The organism is Nitrobacter vulgaris, from assembly GCF_002028545.1.
GTDB lineage: Bacteria > Pseudomonadota > Alphaproteobacteria > Rhizobiales > Xanthobacteraceae > Nitrobacter > Nitrobacter vulgaris.
This window is the reverse complement of the sequence record NZ_MWPQ01000039.1, coordinates 1-18,313: the sequence shown is the minus strand read 5'-3', so window position 1 is coordinate 18,313 and position 18,313 is coordinate 1. Positions and strand designations below refer to the sequence as shown.

The 18,313-nt window shown below is 59.2% G+C and carries 25 protein-coding genes and 1 pseudogene; 16 read left to right on the top strand and 10 right to left on the bottom strand.

What is annotated here, in order from left to right; genetic code table 11:
- Window positions 1–19 precede the first annotated feature (19 nt).
- Window positions 20–1,444, bottom strand: a complete 1,425-nt coding sequence (gltX, locus tag B2M20_RS08595) for a glutamate--tRNA ligase (protein WP_079446644.1) — start codon at window positions 1,442–1,444, stop codon at window positions 20–22.
- 214 nt (window positions 1,445–1,658) lie between these two features.
- Between gltX and B2M20_RS08590 the strand changes: the two genes are divergently transcribed.
- The 15 genes and pseudogenes from B2M20_RS08590 (at window position 1,659) to B2M20_RS08515 (ending at window position 13,639) form a co-directional block, all read left to right on the top strand.
- Entirely contained in the window at window positions 1,659–3,338 is a 1,680-nt protein-coding gene (locus tag B2M20_RS08590) for a glutamine--tRNA ligase/YqeY domain fusion protein (protein WP_079446643.1), read from the top strand.
- Window positions 3,339–3,424: 86 nt separating this feature from the next.
- Window positions 3,425–4,333: pseudogene (locus B2M20_RS08585) on the top strand (ComEC/Rec2 family competence protein); the annotation flags it as partial.
- Between the two features lie 175 nt (window positions 4,334–4,508).
- Window positions 4,509–5,744 carry a tyrosine-type recombinase/integrase gene (locus B2M20_RS08580; protein ID WP_079446641.1) on the top strand — a complete coding sequence of 412 codons (1,236 nt, stop codon included), beginning with the start codon at window positions 4,509–4,511 and terminating at the stop codon, window positions 5,742–5,744.
- Window positions 5,745–5,746: 2 nt separating this feature from the next.
- On the top strand, window positions 5,747–6,346 hold the full coding sequence (locus tag B2M20_RS08575; protein ID WP_079446640.1) for a hypothetical protein: 600 nt from the start codon (window positions 5,747–5,749) through the stop codon (window positions 6,344–6,346).
- A gap of 78 nt (window positions 6,347–6,424) precedes the next feature.
- Window positions 6,425–6,634 (top strand): helix-turn-helix transcriptional regulator, encoded by a 210-nt coding sequence (locus B2M20_RS08570; protein ID WP_079446639.1) that lies wholly within the window; start codon window positions 6,425–6,427, stop codon window positions 6,632–6,634.
- Window positions 6,635–6,672: 38 nt separating this feature from the next.
- On the top strand, window positions 6,673–6,915 hold the full coding sequence (locus tag B2M20_RS08565; RefSeq protein WP_158081518.1) for a PC4/YdbC family ssDNA-binding protein: 243 nt from the start codon (window positions 6,673–6,675) through the stop codon (window positions 6,913–6,915).
- Entirely contained in the window at window positions 6,915–7,352 is a 438-nt protein-coding gene (locus tag B2M20_RS08560; RefSeq protein WP_079446637.1) for a hypothetical protein, read from the top strand. The genes B2M20_RS08565 and B2M20_RS08560 overlap by 1 nt, the downstream gene beginning before the upstream one ends.
- Window positions 7,352–8,596, top strand: coding sequence for an AAA family ATPase (locus B2M20_RS08555; protein WP_079446636.1), 1,245 nt, complete (start codon window positions 7,352–7,354; stop codon window positions 8,594–8,596). Before B2M20_RS08560 ends, B2M20_RS08555 begins: the two co-directional genes overlap by 1 nt.
- 969 nt (window positions 8,597–9,565) lie before the next feature.
- On the top strand, window positions 9,566–9,721 hold the full coding sequence (locus B2M20_RS19505) for a ribbon-helix-helix protein, CopG family (RefSeq protein ID WP_158081517.1): 156 nt from the start codon (window positions 9,566–9,568) through the stop codon (window positions 9,719–9,721).
- Window positions 9,718–10,446 (top strand): TraB/GumN family protein, encoded by a 729-nt coding sequence (locus tag B2M20_RS08545; RefSeq protein WP_079446634.1) that lies wholly within the window; start codon window positions 9,718–9,720, stop codon window positions 10,444–10,446. The genes B2M20_RS19505 and B2M20_RS08545 overlap by 4 nt, the downstream gene beginning before the upstream one ends.
- Window positions 10,443–10,661, top strand: coding sequence for a hypothetical protein (locus tag B2M20_RS08540; protein WP_079446633.1), 219 nt, complete (start codon window positions 10,443–10,445; stop codon window positions 10,659–10,661). Before B2M20_RS08545 ends, B2M20_RS08540 begins: the two co-directional genes overlap by 4 nt.
- A complete protein-coding gene (locus B2M20_RS08535) occupies window positions 10,658–11,128 on the top strand; it encodes a hypothetical protein (RefSeq protein ID WP_079446632.1) in 471 nt (156 codons plus the stop codon). The genes B2M20_RS08540 and B2M20_RS08535 overlap by 4 nt, the downstream gene beginning before the upstream one ends.
- A complete protein-coding gene (locus B2M20_RS08530) occupies window positions 11,125–11,304 on the top strand; it encodes a hypothetical protein (protein ID WP_079446631.1) in 180 nt (59 codons plus the stop codon). Before B2M20_RS08535 ends, B2M20_RS08530 begins: the two co-directional genes overlap by 4 nt.
- A 12-nt stretch (window positions 11,305–11,316) precedes the next feature.
- A complete protein-coding gene (locus B2M20_RS08525; protein ID WP_079446630.1) occupies window positions 11,317–11,763 on the top strand; it encodes a hypothetical protein in 447 nt (148 codons plus the stop codon).
- Between the two features lie 439 nt (window positions 11,764–12,202).
- Window positions 12,203–13,639 carry a right-handed parallel beta-helix repeat-containing protein gene (locus B2M20_RS08515; protein WP_079446628.1) on the top strand — a complete coding sequence of 479 codons (1,437 nt, stop codon included), beginning with the start codon at window positions 12,203–12,205 and terminating at the stop codon, window positions 13,637–13,639.
- 124 nt (window positions 13,640–13,763) lie between these two features.
- On the opposite strand, the gene B2M20_RS08510 is transcribed toward B2M20_RS08515, so the two are convergent.
- From B2M20_RS08510 to B2M20_RS08490, 5 genes are all read right to left on the bottom strand, one after another.
- Complete coding sequence (locus B2M20_RS08510) at window positions 13,764–13,961, bottom strand: hypothetical protein (RefSeq protein WP_079446627.1); 198 nt, start codon at window positions 13,959–13,961, stop codon at window positions 13,764–13,766.
- A gap of 267 nt (window positions 13,962–14,228) precedes the next feature.
- The gene (locus B2M20_RS19990; RefSeq protein ID WP_079446626.1) at window positions 14,229–14,468 is read right to left on the bottom strand and encodes a hypothetical protein; all 240 of its coding nucleotides are present in this window, start codon (window positions 14,466–14,468) and stop codon (window positions 14,229–14,231) included.
- A complete protein-coding gene (locus B2M20_RS08500) occupies window positions 14,465–14,704 on the bottom strand; it encodes a hypothetical protein (protein WP_079446625.1) in 240 nt (79 codons plus the stop codon). Before B2M20_RS08500 ends, B2M20_RS19990 begins: the two co-directional genes overlap by 4 nt.
- 21 nt (window positions 14,705–14,725) lie before the next feature.
- Complete coding sequence (locus B2M20_RS08495; RefSeq protein ID WP_079446624.1) at window positions 14,726–15,463, bottom strand: thermonuclease family protein; 738 nt, start codon at window positions 15,461–15,463, stop codon at window positions 14,726–14,728.
- 42 nt (window positions 15,464–15,505) lie between these two features.
- Window positions 15,506–15,727 (bottom strand): hypothetical protein, encoded by a 222-nt coding sequence (locus B2M20_RS08490; RefSeq protein ID WP_079446623.1) that lies wholly within the window; start codon window positions 15,725–15,727, stop codon window positions 15,506–15,508.
- A 217-nt stretch (window positions 15,728–15,944) separates the two neighbouring features.
- Between B2M20_RS08490 and B2M20_RS08485 the strand changes: the two genes are divergently transcribed.
- Entirely contained in the window at window positions 15,945–16,157 is a 213-nt protein-coding gene (locus tag B2M20_RS08485; RefSeq protein ID WP_079446622.1) for a cold-shock protein, read from the top strand.
- Between the two features lie 119 nt (window positions 16,158–16,276).
- On the opposite strand, the gene B2M20_RS19500 is transcribed toward B2M20_RS08485, so the two are convergent.
- The 4 genes from B2M20_RS19500 to B2M20_RS08465 form a co-directional block, all read right to left on the bottom strand.
- The gene (locus B2M20_RS19500) at window positions 16,277–16,441 is read right to left on the bottom strand and encodes a hypothetical protein (RefSeq protein WP_158081516.1); all 165 of its coding nucleotides are present in this window, start codon (window positions 16,439–16,441) and stop codon (window positions 16,277–16,279) included.
- Window positions 16,434–16,622 carry a hypothetical protein gene (locus tag B2M20_RS08480; RefSeq protein WP_079446621.1) on the bottom strand — a complete coding sequence of 63 codons (189 nt, stop codon included), beginning with the start codon at window positions 16,620–16,622 and terminating at the stop codon, window positions 16,434–16,436. The genes B2M20_RS19500 and B2M20_RS08480 overlap by 8 nt, the downstream gene beginning before the upstream one ends.
- 165 nt (window positions 16,623–16,787) lie before the next feature.
- Window positions 16,788–16,991, bottom strand: a complete 204-nt coding sequence (locus tag B2M20_RS19985; RefSeq protein ID WP_079446620.1) for a hypothetical protein — start codon at window positions 16,989–16,991, stop codon at window positions 16,788–16,790.
- Window positions 16,992–17,878: 887 nt separating this feature from the next.
- Window positions 17,879–18,181 carry a hypothetical protein gene (locus tag B2M20_RS08465; RefSeq protein ID WP_087881142.1) on the bottom strand — a complete coding sequence of 101 codons (303 nt, stop codon included), beginning with the start codon at window positions 18,179–18,181 and terminating at the stop codon, window positions 17,879–17,881.
- Window positions 18,182–18,313: the final 132 nt, after the last annotated feature.

The window sequence follows — 18,313 nt, the reverse complement described above, 5'->3', positions numbered from 1 at the left end:
AAAAATCGGATGGTGGGCGTTACGGTGAACTTTGATCGCCAAGCCGAGCCAAACACGTCTCTTTTCCGAGCGTAGCGAGGACGTCGAATATGCCGGGCGATGTCGTTCGACCGGTCAACGCGATTCGAAGCGGCTGCGCGATAGCGCCGAGTTTGAGATTGTTTTGTTCAGCAAAAGTCCGCATCGCGGCTTCGGTCGTTTCCGCGCTCCACGAAGTAACCGATTCAAGGACCGCGCGAAGCCTTCCGATCAGTGTGCGTATCTCCGGCGTCAGCAACGCGGCGGCTTTGGATTCCATCGTCAAAGGTCGATCTGCGAAGATAAATCGAGCGCCCTCGATCAATTCGATCAGGGTTTTGGCCCGCTCTTTGAGTCCCGGCATCGCGCGCAGGAGTTGCGCTCGTGTAACCTCGTTGAGTTTCGGCTTGATGTCCGTTCCGCGCGGAACGTAATCGAGCGCATTCTCGAACAAGGTCACCAGAGCACGATCGTCACAACTGCGAATATAATGGCCGTTGAGGTTTTCGAGTTTGGCAAAGTCGAAGCGTGCAGCGGAGCGTCCAATGGCAGACAGATCGAACGCGTCGATCATTTCCTGTGTGGAGAAGATCTCCTGATCGCCATGGCTCCAGCCGAGCCGAACCAGATAGTTGCGAAGTGCCACCGGTAAATATCCCATCGCGCGATAGGCATCGACTCCCAAGGCGCCGTGACGCTTGGAAAGCTTCGAGCCGTCGGGGCCATGGATAAGCGGAATGTGGGCCATCGTCGGGAGAGACCATCCAAGGGTATCGTATATCTGCTTCTGGCGGGCTGCATTGATGAGGTGGTCGTCGCCGCGAATGATGTGTGTCACGCCCATGTCGCGGTCGTCGACAACGACGGCGAGCATGTAGGTCGGCGTGCCATCGCCGCGCAGCAGCACGAGGTCATCGAGGTTCTCGTTCTGCCAAACAATGCGTCCCTGAACTTGATCCTCGATCACGGTTTCACCGGTCAGAGGCGCCTTGAGGCGAATGGTTGGCTTGACGCCTGGCGGTGCTTCGGACTCGTCGCGATCGCGCCAACGGCCGTCGTAAAGCTTGGCACGACCTTCGGCCCGCGCCTTCTCGCGCATCTCGGACAGCTCTTCCGGCGTTGCATAACATCGGTAAGCCTTGCCTTCGGCGAGCAACTGCTCAGCGATCTCGCGATGGCGCGCAACGCGGGAAAACTGGTACACGACTTCGTCGTCCCACTCGATACCCAGCCACTTCAGCCCGTCAAGGATCGCATCGATGGCCGCCGGCGTGGAACGCGCGCGATCGGTGTCCTCGATCCGGAGCAGCATCATGCCGCCGTGCTTGCGCGCATAGAGCCAATTGAACAGCGCAGTTCGCGCCCCCCCGATGTGAAGAAAGCCGGTCGGTGACGGGGCGAAACGGGTGACGACGGGTGCGGTCATTTTTGGTGGATCTGACACTTCGGAAGAGGGTATCGGGATTCGCATGAACGGCTAACTGGCCTGCTTCGCGGCGTCAATGTAGTGAAGGGATATTTTGTCCGTTTCTATCTCTACGCGGAACGCCGGGACGGCGCCGTTTCCCAGTTTGCCGGTATCTCAGCCCTTGGCGGCTGCGCGTGGATTTGGCACATAGGCCCGGAGTGAAAGGCACACAATGACCGACGAATCGACTGCGGAAGCGGGCCGGGATTTCATACGCGATATCGTGGCCGCTGACCTTGCGTCCGGAAAGCACAAGAGCATCGTCACCCGGTTTCCGCCGGAGCCGAATGGCTATTTGCATCTCGGGCACGCCAAATCGATCTGCCTGAATTTCGGCATTGCCGATGATTTCGGCGGACGTTGCCATCTCCGCTTCGACGACACCAATCCGACCAAGGAGGAGCAGGAATACATCGACGCGATCCAGCGCGACGTCCGCTGGTTGGGCTTCAATTGGGGAACACACCTCTATTATACCTCGGACTATTTCGAACAGCTCTACGCCTGGGCGCAGCACCTCATTCGCGCAGGAAAGGCCTATGTCGACGATCAGACACAGGAGGAGATCCGCCAGGCTCGCGGTACGCTGACCGAACCTGGCAGACACAGCCCGTTCCGCGACCGGCCGACTGATGAGAATCTTGACCTGTTCGCGCGGATGCGGGCCGGAGAATTTCCCAATGGCGCGCGGGTACTGCGTGCGAAAATCGACATGGCGTCCGGCAACATCAACCTGCGCGATCCCGTGCTCTACCGGATTCTACACGCCCATCATCCGCGCACGGGAAACACGTGGAACATCTACCCGAGCTACGATTTCGCCCATGGACAGTCCGACTCGATCGAACACATCACGCATTCCGTCTGCACGCTGGAGTTCGAAGATCATCGGCCACTCTATGACTGGTTTCTCGACAATCTTCCGGTGCCGTCGCGACCGCATCAGTACGAATTTGCACGGCTCAACGTCACGTATACGCTTTTGTCGAAGCGGGTGCTGACCGAACTGGTTCGCGGTGGTCACGTTGCGGGCTGGGACGATCCTCGCATGCCCACGCTTGCGGGCCTCCAGCGGCGCGGTGTGCCGGCTGAGGCGCTGCGAGAGTTCATCAAGAGGATTGGCGTTGCGAAAGCGAACAGTACCGTCGATGTCGGAATGTTCGATTTCGCCGTTCGAGAGGCTCTCAACAGGAACGCGCCGCGTCGCATGGCCGTGTTGCGTCCACTCAAGGTCGTGATCGAGAATTATCCGGAAGGCCAGAGTGAGGAGCTTGAGGCAGTGAACCATCCCGATGATCCCTCGCAGGGCACCCGATGGATGCGGTTCGGGCGCGAGATTTATATCGAGCAGGAAGATTTCATGGAAAATCCGCCGAAGAAGTTCTTCCGCTTGTCGCCGGGCAAGGAAGTGCGGCTGCGATATGCGTATTTCATCACATGCCGCGATGTGGTGAAGAACTCCGCGGGTGAAGTGCTCGAACTCCGCTGCACCTACGATCCGGCGACCAAAGGTGGCAATGCGCCTGACGGCCGAAAGGTGAAGGCCACAATGCATTGGGTGAACGCGGCGGACGCCGTGCCGGCCGAGATCAGACTTTACGGTCATCTGTTCGATACCGAGCAGCCCGACGCGGCGAACTTCGTATCCCAACTCAATCCGCAATCGCTTCAAACTCTGTCCGGCTGCATGGTTGAGCCCGCTCTCGCCCGAGAGGATGACGGAGGTTCAGTGCAGTTCGAACGGCAGGGCTATTTCTGCCGGGATAAGGATTCGTCTCCCGGCAGCCTTGTGTTCAACCGGACGGTCGGCCTGCGCGACACCTGGGCCAAGGTTGCGGCGACCGGCTCCTGATTTCGCCGGTATTCCGTATCCGTTCCACTGTTCGCCGTGCAGCCTCTTCCGCTAGCATCGCCGCGAGGGCGTGAAGGGGCAGCCGGATGGCGGAGCGGGGCAGGGCTCGCGATCGGAGGGGAGGGTACGCAGGAACGTGGCCGACGCGGCAAGCCGTCGCTGCTCCTTCACAAACGCCTTCGGGCACCTTACCGGCAATGGTGGCGCGGCTGCGAGCCTGGGCTGGCGCGGAAGCGGCAGCCGGCCAACTCTTGCCGTGGGTACCGGTGGCATTTGGCACAGGTATTGCGATCTATTTTTCGGCCGATCACGAGCCCGTTCTCTGGGTTGTCTCCGCGACCGCCGTAGCTCTGTTTGTGGTGGCGCTGCTCTTGCGCCGGCATCGGATGTTTGCCGCCGCTGTCATGGTCGCGGCGGTCGCCGCAGGATTTGCCGTCGCCACGATCAAGACGGCCCAGGTTTCCCACGTTGTCCTGACGCGGCCGATGTACACGCCCTTGCTCCAGGGCTTCGTCGAAACCAGCGAGGTGCGCGAGCGGACCGATAGATTTGTTCTGCGCGTCGTTCGGATGGATAATCGGCGGTCGCACATCAAGCTCGATCGCGTGCGGCTGTCGGTCAGGAAGGGTGCCGCGCCCGCCGTTGGGAGCTTCGTGGAGTTGAAAGCGCGATTGCAGCCGCCGCTTACGCCTGTACGGCCAGGAAGCTACGACTTCGCCCGCGATATGTATTTTCATGGCATTGGCGCGTCCGGCTTCGTCATGGGCACCATCAAGACCGTGAGCCCTCCGCATGGTGGTGGGCTCGCGTTGCGCTATGCCGCGCTGATGCAGGAGTTGCGCGATACCATCGACGCCCGCATCCGTCTTGTTCTCAGCGACGACTCGCGGGCCATTGCCACCGCGCTTCTGACCGGACGGCGCGACGCCATCACGACGCCGGTTAATGAGGCGATGTTCATTTCGGGATTGGGCCATGTGCTTTCGATTTCCGGCTAGCATATAGCCTAACGCGTCACGAATATTCAGGGCGCGTCATAATCCGCAGATATCAATGGCTTAGCGGGTATCAGCACGTGACTGTTCGTGTCGCGAAGGGCCACAATTGGTCATTCTAGGCGTCCCAGATGCTTCCCATATGCTTCCCCGCGGCCGATAAGGACTGCTTCCCATGATCGCTATTGCGAAAGGTCAAAGGTGGACTGACGCCTCCGTCCGGAAACTGACGGCGCCAGTCGGAGCGGCCGACTACATTCGCTGGGATCCCGAGCTTCCCTCATTCGGAGTGCGCCTACGGCGCGGGAAGGCCACCTACGTCGCGCAATACCGGATTGGCCGGAAGCAGCGCCGGGAGAGCCTCGGTGATGTCAGGAAGGTCAATCTGGCGGATGCCAGGCAGGCGGCGCGGACGCGATTTGCCCAGGTTGTGCTAAATATCGATCCAGGCGCGGCGCGGACCCGCCTGAAGGCTGAGCAGACCGCGGCTAGGGACACTTTCCTGCAGGCCGCCACGGACTACTTGGCAGCCCGAAAACCGAAAATGAGGCCGAACACCTACGTCGGGGCGGATCGGTACCTGATCAAGCATTGCGTCCCGCTGCATAAAAAGGGCGTGTCAGCGGTCACCTTTGAGGACATCGCCGACCTGATCCGGGACTTGGTGAAAGAACGTGGGGAGACGTCGGCCGCGCGAGCCCGCAGTACGCTGGGGGCGTTCTTCAAGTGGGCCATGCAGCAAGGTCGAGCGAAAGGCAATCCCACGATCGGCACCGCAAACCCGCTCGAAGGCAGGGAGCCGCGGGACAGGGTTTTGAACGACGACGAAATCAGGCTGATCTGGCATCATGCCGGAGAGGATGACTTCGGTCGGATTGTTCGGCTGCTCTTTTTGACCGGTTGCCGGCGCGACGAAATCGGGTGTCTCCGGTGGCCGGAAATCGATCTGGTTGCCGGCAAGATCACGCTGCCGAAGGAGCGGGTAAAAAATAAACGCGCTCACGTGCTGCGGTTGCCGACCACGGCGCTCGATATACTGACGGCAGTGCCGCGGAGGTTTGCTCGGGAGATGGTCTTCGGTGGCGGAGAGAACGGCTTCTGCGCGTGGAGCTACAGCACCATCCGCCTCAATAGTGCCATCACAACGACGATCGGGAAGCCTCTGCCGCCGTGGCGCTTGCATGACATTCGCAGGACTGTGCGAACGCGCCTCGGCAAGCTTGGCGTGCTCCCGCACATTGCTGAGCTGGTGCTAAACCACGTTGGTCACAAATCAGGGATCGGCGGCATTTACGATCGTCATTCCTATGAGGTCGAGATAGGTGAGGCGTTGCGGATTTGGGAGGCACATCTCATTGAGATTGTGGGCTCGGTCGATAACGTGGTTTCTTTGCGGCGTAGTGAGGTCTGACTATGCTTGCACCACCCATCGGTTTTATTCCCCTCAGAGTTGCCCTCGACATTATCCGGGCTAAGCTTCCGCCAAAGGTCGATGCCGAGCGCGAGATCGCGGAAGCTTGTCACGGCGGAAAGCTGAAAGCGGCCTATCGCACATGGGACGGCGGCGCCGATGATCTCGATCCAAAAATTTGGTGGCGTCAGCGTTGGCGAGAGTTTTTCGAGCACGGGACCGTAGATCTCGAGTTGCCACTGATTGACGATAATGGGAGGCCCATGCCCGATGGGCGCACCGGCAAGTGGTTCACCGCGAAAGGGTGCACAAGGGAAATTTTTATCACCAGCGATAGTCTCGCTGCGTTCCTAGCTGAAATTCCACCGCTACCGCCAATCGACAGCCCGAAAGCAAAACGAGGTCCCAAGGCCGGCACGCTAAATCGTGTGGTGGCCGAGATGCAGCAAGATTTGATGGTCGGGAAAATTACGGTTGATGGCCTAAGGGCCGAGCCGGAGAAGGCGCTCGCAGCTCGCTATGGTGGCGTGTCTCGCGACACAGCGCGAAAGGCGCGGATCTGCGCGACCTCTGGAGCCGTGTCGAAACCTGCCCGCAAATAGTCGGCTAACGACAAATAGCGACACTCGGAAATCGCTGAATACTCCCTCAGCATCTTAGATGCTCAAGGAGAGTGTTTCGTGACTGACGACCTCGCGTTATCTGACCTCCGGATTTTGTCTTTTGATGAATGGTGCCGCCTCAACGGCTTTAGTCGTAGCACCGGCCAACGCTTGATGCGGGACGGCAAGGGACCAAAGTTCGTACGAATCTCAACCCGCCGCATCGGAGTTGCCCTCGGCGAAAATCGCCGCTGGCTCGCGGCGCGGTCTGAAGAGACGGCGGCTTGATCATGGGAGCCCGCAAACCCGAACTCGCTGAGCCGGTCGTGGTCAATCGGTTCTTTTCGAATCGCCGCAAAGACGTGATCACCACAACGCTTCAGTCCTATAAGGGATGCAACTTAATTGACCTTCGCAAGTTCGTCGCGAATCGCGAAGGGATCTCAGTCCCGACATCGAAAGGAATCACCGTCAAAGTTGCGCGCCTGCATGATCTTAAGAAAGCGATCGATGCAGCGGTGATTAAAGCAACCGAGCTCGGTCTCCTCGATGACAGCGAGGCCGAATAATGGATGCGGCAGCCGAATTTGGTCAGGCAGCCGCTGTCCTGCGTTGGTTCACTGACATGCAGTGGCTCGACAAACGCATCGCTATCGACTGCCTGCAAGCGCTTGCGGAGTCCGCTGGTGTTGTCGACGAACTCGGTCATGACGAGGTGCAGCGTCGAGTTGCTGATGCTTTCGCGCCGACGGAGATGATGGAATTCGACTGCGACGCGCTACTCGTCATGCAGTGGAAGTTGGCCGACCCGCGAGACCGCTGGCGGCGCCCCGGCGAGTTGCCGGAGAACCGCAAGACTTTGCCGGCGAAGTATCGGACGCCGCAATCGACCGTCGACGCGTTCAAATTCATTGTCCGCACCGGGAGCGCGGATGATCTCGCAGCATGGCTGCGCAGGCATCCAGATGATGCACCGGCGCTTGTCGGATTACTCGAGGCTGCCTGATGTTGGACTCCGTAAATCGCGCAATGGCGCTCCAGGTTTTTGAGGAGCTTGGATACAGGCGGGACGGCGCGCCTCGCGACGAAGAGCTGCCGGTGGATCCCTACGAGGATATCGGTCCTCAGGATGACATCCCGCCGGTCGATAACTTCGAGGCATACGGAGAGGCACCGCCCGAAATTGCTAATGATCAACCGGCGGGGGCTACGGCCCGCTATGCCACAATCACGTCGGCAGCATGGAAGGGCACCGAGTCCGAGGAGCAGCGTTGGCTGGCTGGTGGCCGGGTTCCGAGCGGTGACCTGACCATCCTGTCAGGGAATGGTGGTAGCGGCAAAACCGAGATCATCAGCCAACTGCTGGTTTACGTCGCCGCGGAGCTTCAGGACTGGCTTGGCTGCTTGATTGAGAACGGCGGCGCGCTTGTTCTCTCATGCGAGGAGCCCGAGCATAACATCCGCGATCGTGTCGAGCGGATATGCCGGCACCGCGGCATTGATCCTTACAATCTGCCCAACCTGCACATGTTGTTTCCAGACCTTGAGAGCACTTGGCTGGTGCACGCCAACAAAGACGGCCGGTTGTCGCGGGCGCCACTGCTGGACTGGCTGGAGGCTTGGATCAGAAATAGTAAGCCGCGCCTGGTTGTAATCGACAACATTGCCGCGGTGTTCGATGGCGAGGCCATCGCGCGCCGCCAAGTTCGGGCCTTTCTCGCCATGCTGCGAAAGATTGCCCGCGAGCATGACGTCGCTATCGTGTTGCTTGATCACCCATCGGTGCGCGGCATGGCCGACGGCAGCGGGACCGCGAACTCGGTGGACTGGCGCAACAGCGTACGGTCGATGCTCCACCTCAGCGACCCGGACAAAGACGATCCGGATCAGCGCACGCTCACCGTCACCAAGAGCAACTATGGCCGCACCGGCGAGAAGGTGACGCTCCGTTGGAACGGGCTGACATTCACGACCACCTTGGCCGGCTCAGCGTCACCGTATCGGGCTGCGGTCGATCGTGACGTGGATGAACGGTTCCTGCGGCTTCTCGACAGATTTACTGCCGAAGGCCGTTTCGTTCGCTGCACCACCGGATCGGGATACGCGCCAGCCGCATTCGAGCGTCATGCGGAGGCGAACGGTGTGAAGTCGAGGGCATTTGCGGCTGCAATGGAGAGGCTGTTCGCAGCCGGCTCCATCGTTGTCGTGGACGGTAAGCGGTCGAAGCACATCGCGAGGGCTGATCGATGAGCATGCAGACGCCCCTACAAACGCACCCGCAAGACGACAGACGCCCCTACAAACGCCCTAACAATCGCCCATGCGGACGGTTGCAAGCGCCCCTACAAACGGGTGCACACGTCTCCCCCACACCCCCTAGCGCGTCTGCAACGCTTGACGCGGCCTTGGTGGCCGCTGGCGTTTCGCCCGCTTGGAAGGGAAGCGCAGAAGGACATCAGTGTCAGCGTGTGTGCGATAACTGCCGCGCGACCAATATCCTCGTGAGCATTATCCCGCCGGCCATGGGCGCGAGTAACGTGTTATTCGCGTTAGCTTCTGGCCCCCACGCGGCGCACCTATTGCTTCCCGGCGAACGCAGCCCGAGGTCATCGGACTGGAAAGACTGCGCTTTCGACGCGTCGCCTCATTTCCCATCGTCATCGGCACGGTGTGGCGGGTGTCGTTCGGCGGGCAAGAGCGCTCGCGATATGGCTGGATTTCTCCATTGGCTTGGGTTTTCCAGCAAAAACACCCGGGTAGGGGGTGGTGGCAGGAAAAAACCAGGCCTGTCCTCATATTCGATGTCTCCTTCCTGTTTCGCGCCGGCTTCAAAAAAATAGCGGCGGCCGTTTTTGAACATCCGAGGCTGATCGATGGCTGAAGTTCTGATCCGTAGCACCGAGGATTTGGTTGCGGCGTGGCGCGCGCGCATTCGCGAGCTTGGCATTACGCATCAGACGGTGGATGCAATCGCCGGCTGGGCTGACGGGTACTGTTCGAAATTGATGTGCGGCATGAAGAAGCCAGGCGGACTGTCGATTTCGTTGATGAATGCTGCGCTTGGTCTCGGGTTCGTTGCCGTTGTCGACGAGATACAGGCGGATCGCGTTCGCGGTCAGTGGGAAAAACGAAAGCGCCCGCTATTCGATCCGACGCACTCAGGGACGTTGCTCATGGATTGTGTTCGTGGCGAACATCCAAGCAGCGAAAGGATGGGCCATGAGCGAAATTTGTGTGATGTCGGTTCACCTACCGAAGGAACTCCGCCAAAAGCTGGAAGCTAAAGCGAAGGCGACGGATCGGTCGCTGGCCGCGGTTGTGCGAGTGCTGCTCAACCAGGCGCTGAAACAGCAGCACGATGAGGTAGCTGCATGAGCGAACCAATTCCGCAGCGCGCGCCGCCTATCGCCGAGAAGCTTGAGGCCGCAAGGTCCGTGCTTGCGGCGCTCGAAGGTGAGCTTGCCCAGCATGTCCTCGACGCCGCGGAGGGGTCTCCCGGATCGGCGAAACGCCTCGCTGAATTGCGGTCGCAACTCGCAACGAGCGAAAGTGCTGTCGCAGAGCTTGAGAAGGCTCTTGAGCTTGCCCGCCGGATTGATCGTCAGGCAGTCGCCGGCGCAGCGACCGAGATGCGCGCCGCACAGTTGATAGCCTTCAAGGCTGCTATGGCGACCCGCGACCACGCCATGTCTCGGACGTTGGAAGCGGCCGCGGCGATGGCAATTGCCTACGGCGAGTATTCGGAAGCGACTTTGACGGCATCGGCCGCGATTCCGACAGGCACGGTCATGCCTGCAATGAACATGGGACCGAACGGCCTATTCGGCGCTGCCTTCGGGCAGTGCGAGCGGCTGCTCTTGACGGAGCTTTTCCGATTGGCGCCACGACGCGCTGACGGTAGCGGCACGCTTTTGTTGCCTTTCGCAAAGCCATCGGCTGAAGCCTTCCGCAATCACCCGGAAAAAATACCGGCTGCGGTTGAGGAATTCATGCGGGCAAGCGATGCAATCGTTCGCGACATCGAGCGCCAGGTCGAGAAATTTGACCAAGCCGCTATGCGCGCAGCGCTGACTGAGCAGCCACAAGAGGCCCTCGCATGACCAGCGAGAATCTTACCGGTCTGACGATGACCGAATGCGCCAGCGCCTGCAACGCCGACCGTTGCGCCCTAACCGGACTCGCGAGGTGTTGTCATCCTTGCACGAGCGGATTGCCGATCGAGCGGCTGAGCGATCCGATCGTTATGGCCGGTTTTACTGACGCGTGCGCGGCCATCGGCGTTGCGAACACCTATCTCGGGAGGACACGATCGTGAGCGAACAGCAAGAGCAAGCTTCGATATCCGCTGACGAAGCGACTGCACGTCTCGCGACGCTGACCTCGGATGACGCATGGCGTGACCGCTTCCTGGAGTCTGGCGCTGCCGAGGTGAAGGAATTTCACGAGCTAAACCAAATCATCGTCAAGGGCGATCCCGTTGAAGCCGCAATGGCCGGCATCCTCGACAGCCCCGACGTTCCTTCGTCGCAGAGCAAGCTGCTGGCCGGCACGGTCGACATGCTGCGAGCGGCTGGGATCGCGGATCCCATTGTACGTGACTTCATCGAGGGTCAAGGCGTTACTGCTGCCGAGATGAAGCTCGTCGAAGGCTGGAAACAGCGGCAGATGGCAGACAGCTCCTTTGTCGAGCGGTACCTCTCCGGCGATGCCGAGGCACGGCGGCTCATGACCATCGCCAACAGCGTGATCGCCACCGGTATCAAGAAGGAAAAGCAATCATGATCTACGAAGTCCGATGCGTGAATCCTCGAACCAACGAAGAGCGTTCGATCACTGTCAAGGCCGATCCTCCTGCGGCTGGCGTTTGCATCCAGACATACGCACAGAAGCTTGCGAAGCCGATTCTGCCGGCCGGCTACCTACCGATCGGCAACGGCGTCCGTCCCTTGCCGCAATAGGACGTTCCGAACATGATCAATCTCGGCCTCAACCACGTCAGCAGCCTGGACAATCCAGCACCCACCGCACCGCGCAGCGGCTTCGAGCACCTCATGGAGCTCGTTGCTTTCTTTAACAACACTGATGCCGTCAAATCGCGCATCACCGAAATTTTCGACGCCGCCTCTGAAGCCCAGGAAGTGATCGCCTCGGCCGATAGTATCAAGGATGAAATCGCCCAACAGCGTCTCGCTCTGCAAGACGAGAGAACTGCTTTCGAAACGAGCATGGAAGCAGAGAAGAAGGCCTTCGAGCGGGCGTGCAAGTCGCGCCAGCACGATCTCAACCTCCGCGAGCGCGAAATCGAAAAGCTCCACAAGGCGGCGGAGGACGATCGCGTCAAGGCTGCGGAAATCACGGCGGACCTGGAACGACGTGTTGATGCCTTGAAAGCTGCCGCCGCTTCTTCAGCACTCTAGTTCGCACTTGTGTTTGAAGTTTCTTGAGCTCCAGCGCGCATGGCAAGCGCCGCATCCGGTGTAGGACCGAACCGGTGGAGATTCGGTCCCATTTTTTGCTGGTTGGAAACGTAAATGAGAGATTCGGAGACAACCATTGTTGGCCTCAAGCGAGAGCTCAAGGCGACCCGCGCGAGGGCCCGCGAGTTAAGGGGACAGAATGAGGGCTGGCGCCGCGTCGCACAGACGTTGCGAAAGCTGGCAGGCTTGGACGAAGCTAGGTTCAAAAATCTGCTCTCGTCGGAATCTCTGCCTAGTGAATGAGTAGGCTGCGTTCGCCCAGAACGTTTCGGTTGAGCTTCCGTTACCAGCTTCGCCTCTGAGACATTGGCGAAAAACCGTCTTTCCAGCGACTGCACTGATTGCAGCCGAGCCCGTCAGGGCAATCGGAAAGACGCCAATGTTTCGCCGCCACTCAATTGTCGCGACTCTCATCCTCGCTCTGCAGCCGGCACTCGCCGCTGCTCAGCAGCAGACCTTGCCGCCGAACTCTGTCGTGGGGAGACTCGGGATAAGCGCCGGCCCGGCGCAGGCGATCCCGATCCCGCAGCTTCTCAAGAACGTGATCGGGCCGAATAGCATTCCGAACTCGGCGCTGGCTCAGATGCCGGCTGCCACGTTCAAGTGCAATCCGTCGGTTTCGACCGCGGATGCTCAGGACTGCACGATCCAGGGGCTGCCGTTCACGGCGAGCCCGGACACGAATAACGACCGCGTGCTGCTGTACAATGCGGGCACCGGCACGTTCTACACCACGTCCCCTGGCAACCTCGCGGCGGGCGGCACGGCAGGCGTTACCTCGCTCGGGTCGCTTACCGGTGTCATTGGCCTAGCCAACGGCCTGAAGGTCACTGGATCGGATATCGATCTCAATCTCGGCAACGGCCTTTCCACGTCCGGCGGGACTCTCGCTGCCTCCCTCGGCGCCGGTCTCACGTTCTCAGGTAGCAACATCGCTTGGACCTCATCGACCGCGCCTTACACGAGCGCGCGAACCGGCGGTGTCTCGCAAACTGTTCAGAGCCGCTTCGATAGCGGCATCCTCTATTCGGCTGACTTCGGAACGGCGTGCGACGGCTCGACCAACGATGGCGTGGCGATGGACAAGTTCCTCGCCGCTGTCGCCGTATCTCCGTCCAAGACGGGCATCGTGACGGGGACGTCGACGACTTCCGTATGCAACATGAACACGAGCCAGTTTCAGGTTCGCCCCGGCACCACGATCATGTGTAGCCGTGGCGTCACGCTCAAGTTCAACCGCGCTGGCTCGCTTGTCGTTCCTTACGGTCATGCCTCTGGCCGAACCTATCAGGGTGTATTCAAGGGCTGCACGGTCGACGGGTCGTCGGTGGTTGGGTCAATAGGCGTTTATCTTTTTGATACCTCCGATTGGGTCGTCGAAGACACGGTTATCGCGAACGTCGACACCGGACTTTATATCGGGGGCAATATCGCCGCATACTATAATCGAGTTACGAATGTTGTCGCGCGCGACATTAGGCTAGACGGGTACTATCTGGACCCGGTCGCCAACTCCAATACTTTAGTAGGCGACCGGGTCACGAGCCTTGGGCAATACGGTTTCTACTGCCGCGGCAACCAGAACACGTTCGTCGGAGTGCAAATCGAGACCGGGTTCTCCGAAGCCTTTACCACTGATGGAAATTGTATCGGCTCGACGATATCCGGGATTCGCATGGAAAACGGTGGGACCGGAATCCATCTCGTTTCCGGCGCAAATTACAACACCGTCGTCGGGGCCTATTGTCAGGCGTTGAGCGGCACGAGCTACATCAACAGCGGCACCGGCAACAGCAAGACCGGGGGCAACTGCTGAGTTGGGCAGGATGGCCGTTGCGCGGTGCGCAACGGCCGGCCCCGATATCGACCCGCGAGGTCGCCAATGTGCCGTCAACAGGGCTGAGCTCAAGCGAGCGCGCGAAACAATTATCTCGTGACGATCACTTCGGAGGCTGACGCTCCGGCGAGTTGATCCAGTTGTAAAGTTCTGTGGCTTGGTCGGCCTGGGCGATTTTCTTGAGCAGTGCATCTTGCTCTGGCCCCGGCGCCATCGTCGCTGCTTGCTCCCGCACCTCACCGGCCCAGGCGGTAAGGCGATCCACGAGAGTAAGTTGCTTCAAACCATGACGCTTGGCCATCGCCGCACCTCCACCGTTTGAACCGACGGAAATTCTAGTGCCGAACTTTTCCCGCGCGAGCTATTTCTTGGTTGAGCTGCCAATTCGGGGGTGTGGTGGATCGTCTCGCTGAGCGAGTTCGGGGTCCACCCGTCTATTCGCCAAGCGTAGCAGCGTTCCCTTGGGAAACCCGCCGGCGGGGGTGGTAAATCTCACCGGCGGGAGTCGATGGATCGAACGGAGGACGCCGTCCGTCCAAGGGTCAATGTTAGGAATGAGGGGACGTTCCTATCCGGGAATGCCAATCGCTTCATATCCTGCGTCCGTCAGGACGAGCTTATCGTCATCCACGGTGACCAACCCGAGCTCTGCAAGGGACCTCAAATCATCGCTCGAGGGCGCGATCAGCTTTAAGCGACCCGCTCGAATGTCTCGCAGCACCCAGCGAAGCCTAATCGCGATGTCAACCGGGAGATCGTAAAGAGATCTCGGCTCCGCCGGTGGGCTTTTGCCCTCATCGTCACTCATCGGATCCCCTTGCGCGTCCTCGGCAGCGCCTTATCCACCAGCGTCAAAATCATCTCGATGTGCTTTTGCGCTAAGTCCATGTCGGTGCTGTCCTGCGCGGCGCGAGCCAATGTCTTGATGTGCTGCAAGGCTTTGACGGAATCGATGGGAGGTTCATTATCGACCGGGGAGGGTAGTTCCCGCCTGCGCGCCTTTATTAGGCTCTTAATGTGGATCAAGGCTCTACGTTCGTTCATCTCGTCCCCTGTGCTGCCCCATCAACGCTTCGGAGCCCTACATCCCGCGGCTTCGGCTTCTTTCTCTGAGCAGAACCAGTGCCGGTCTGGCTTATCCATCGTCATCTTCGCGTACCAGCGATCACCGGTAAGGTGATAAATGCATTCGCCGTCGTGCACGCCGGCCTTGATGGTGCATGCCGGATCGGGAGCGTCCTGTGACGACATCCCTTCCAGCCAGAGCTTTTGAGCAGTCGCTGGCACTGAGATGGAGCCGAGAATGACGGTCTGTTCGCTCCGGGATCGCCAGTCCCATGGGGCGATAAACGCGCCCGACCAAAGTCCGGCGTGTATGTCACGGGACCATGATTCATCGGCGACATAGCGGTTGGAATAGCTAACGAATGCGAGTGCCCATCCGTTCTGGACGATCCATTGATTGATGTCCTGGCTACCGATGGAGCAAAAAGCGAGCGACCGATCATAGCGATCACGACCCTCGACTTCACAGGACCAAGGCCGATTCTTGGAGAAGGCCGAGAGAGCATCGCGCGCAGCGATGCCACATGCCCATTTCTCACCTTGGGCATCCAGACACAGCTGGTCCGATTCCGGGGCATCGATACCCTGAAGCCGGATCTTTTTCCCTCCAATATCAACGGTATCACCGTCGACAATGCGCGGCTCGCCGACGATGGTCTCAGCGTGAGCTGATATGCCAGATAGACAGAGAAATCCCGCCAAACTAGTGGCAGCGACCGTGTGTGACAGGGTGAACATAGGTACCGCCTGGGTGGGTGTTTAGGAGATCTAGGTCCGGGCTCAACTGTCCGCTTTTTTCTTTTTCGGTGGCGAGTGCGGCTCGGCAGCCTCACGAGCGAGGCGCTCTTCTCGTAGACGCTCCCGGTTTTTCGCGAATGCCTCCGCGGCATTCTCGTGCTCGGCCATTGCCACTCTTGCGTCGGCCTTCCGTAGCACTTTGCGGGCTGCACGCTCCTCTTTCGAAGGGAGCTTGCGTCGTTCAAACTCCTCGGGCTTCTTCATTTCATTTGCCCTTTTTTAGACCAAGCTCGACAAAGCGGCGGCGGGCTTTGGAGCATCCGCTTGAACTGAATTGGCTGATAAAAATCGGTGATTGGTAAGTCCCCACTCTGTAGTGGAAGGCCGAGGAGGTTCTGGCATAACGGCCCCTGTACTACCGGCGGCCTATCTTGCATTTCCTCACAGCTTAAGGCTGTACTCGCATTTCAATGTTTTGGGGATGACTAAAGTGGCAATTGGTACTGTGAAGTGGTTCAACGATCAAAAGGGCTATGGCTTTATTCAGCCCGAGGACGGCGGCAAGGACGTGTTCGTCCATATCTCGGCCGTGGAGAAGGCTGGCTTCAACGGCCTGGCAGAGGGCGCCAAGGTGTCTTACGAGATCATTTCGGACCGGGGCAAGGAGAGCGCAGGCAACCTGCGGATAGGTTAGTGAGCTGAGCCGGATGTACGCTCGCTCGCGATGTGGATGGCCCGGGCATTGCTTCGGGCCATTTGCTTTTTCGCCGGGAGCGCCAACTTGCAAACTCAGCCCCGCTTCTGCGGGGTTTTCTATTCCGGGTCCCGCGGATGCAGCGCCTTCTCCACGATCGTCAGGATCATCTCTAAGTCGTGCCGCATGACGACAGGGTCTGCGCTCTCTAGAGCAGCGCAAACCAGTGCTTGGATTTCGGCCAATGCCTTCCAAGGGTCTATAGTCGGCTGGTTGTCATTCATCAAATCCACCTGTGCCGTAGCGGTCAGTTCGCTCTGGCACTACCAAAAGCTTAAAAAATGCGAACGAGACCAGGCCGATGACGAACCCGAGAACTTGACGCTCACCAAAGTACTCGCCAATCAGCGCACCAACGAAACCGCAAATAACTATACCGAAGAGCCAAATGAAGAACGTTTTCATAAATTCACTTCGCTCCCCAATCACACGACCTCCAACGTCAACGCTTCGGCGGCCTGCATCCCGCGGCCCCGCTTTGCCCAGCCCAATCAGACTCGGTCGTGTTCTTTTACGAAAACGACCTGAGCGTTTCGTGCTTGCCAAGAGGTAGGCGCGATATTTAACCCATTATCTCGGCGCCTGAAGGCCTGGGGATGACAGCCACTTGTCCATGTGGGACGCTGTTTCAGCCTGTCGGGCCTCTCGGATTAGCCGCTCTCGCTCAACGCCGGGCTGAGTACCGCGCGCCTCTTTTCGTAGACGCTGAGCTTCGTCGTTGAGACGTTGATAGAGCGATTTTGGATTCGGACGAAAGCGAGATCGAGTCTGCATGGCGTGGCTCCTTTGTTGGCAGAAGGCGGAATCGCAACGCTTTCAGTCACCGATAAATGCAGAGGTCCGGGCAGCGAAGCGATGGCGAGCGCTGATAACGGTTCAAGCACCGTCATATGCGGCGTTGTGACGAGAACTCGAATCAGGGGAGGAGTTGACGCGTTAGCTGCACGGATTGGATGCTTCGGTCGTCCACCGAGCGTTGCACTTGGTGCAGTGCCATTCGTTAGCGACGATATGAGGCGAATACCGCGAGTTCACGGGTGCTGTTACAGCATTCCCACAAGCGCAGGTATCAGTCCCTTCGGGGCGTGATCTTCGGAGGGGTATTTCACGAGCGACGCGATTTGCCCATCTGCGTTCCGAACTTCTCTGAAGATGAATCGGATAGACCATGGCGTACATAGCTTGCTCCCTTCGTGGGCGGGAGCACAGGAGCGTCTCTCTGTCGCCAGTGCCGGTTGGTTAGCGTGCTGGCAATAATAACTATATGGGCAGTCCCACCGGTCATAACTAGAGCCGCACAACAATACTTAGAAAGAAAAGAAGTGGTTGAGTTTGACGGGCAGAGATTCCGTCGCGGAAGGCTGCACCAATATTCTTAGGGGCGATGTAAATAATCCTGATTTGGAAGAGCAACCTTATGCCAGTTGGGGTTTGGCTGTTGGGGGTGTTGCCCATGACACCCCGCCTGTGGCGGTCTCGGCACTTGCAGGCTGCCGGGGCCGTCGCTTGGTCAGGTAGCGCATCTCCTTCTAAACCGGCTTATGTGGTTCGGACTCTCCGGACGCCTTACTCATTTCGTTTTACCCTTCAGCCCGATCTCCACAAGGCGGCGGATGGCTTCGGAGCGACCGGCACTCATCGTCAGAATTGGCGGGCAGGGGCTAGACGCGCGGCGTTGGCTTGCGCATCCGCTTGAGCCCGTCAAAGCTTCCTTCTATTCCGTTCGGGGCTAGTGCGGTAACGGCCTTTGTCACACCGTTTTGACCATCCAGGAACAGCTTGACGGCTGGGACGTAGCGGCCACCCCACACAGGCGACATTCTCGGCATCCCTTGCCGCTCGTGCAAGACGGCCAGCCCTTTGAACTCGCCCTTTCGTGCCCAACCAAGCACGGCTTCGCCGATCTCCTCGTCGGTCGCGTAGAGGGGCAGATCGTTCAACGTGAGGTTCTTTCTGCGGGCCATGATGCTCTCCGGGACCGCTGCAAATCGCGTCGCTAGGGTCGGGACCCATAAAAGTGATTCCTTCGGCGCTGAGTTTGTGATTCACGGTCTCGGACAGGAGGCCTTTGATGAGTCGCGATTGCTTTTGGCTAA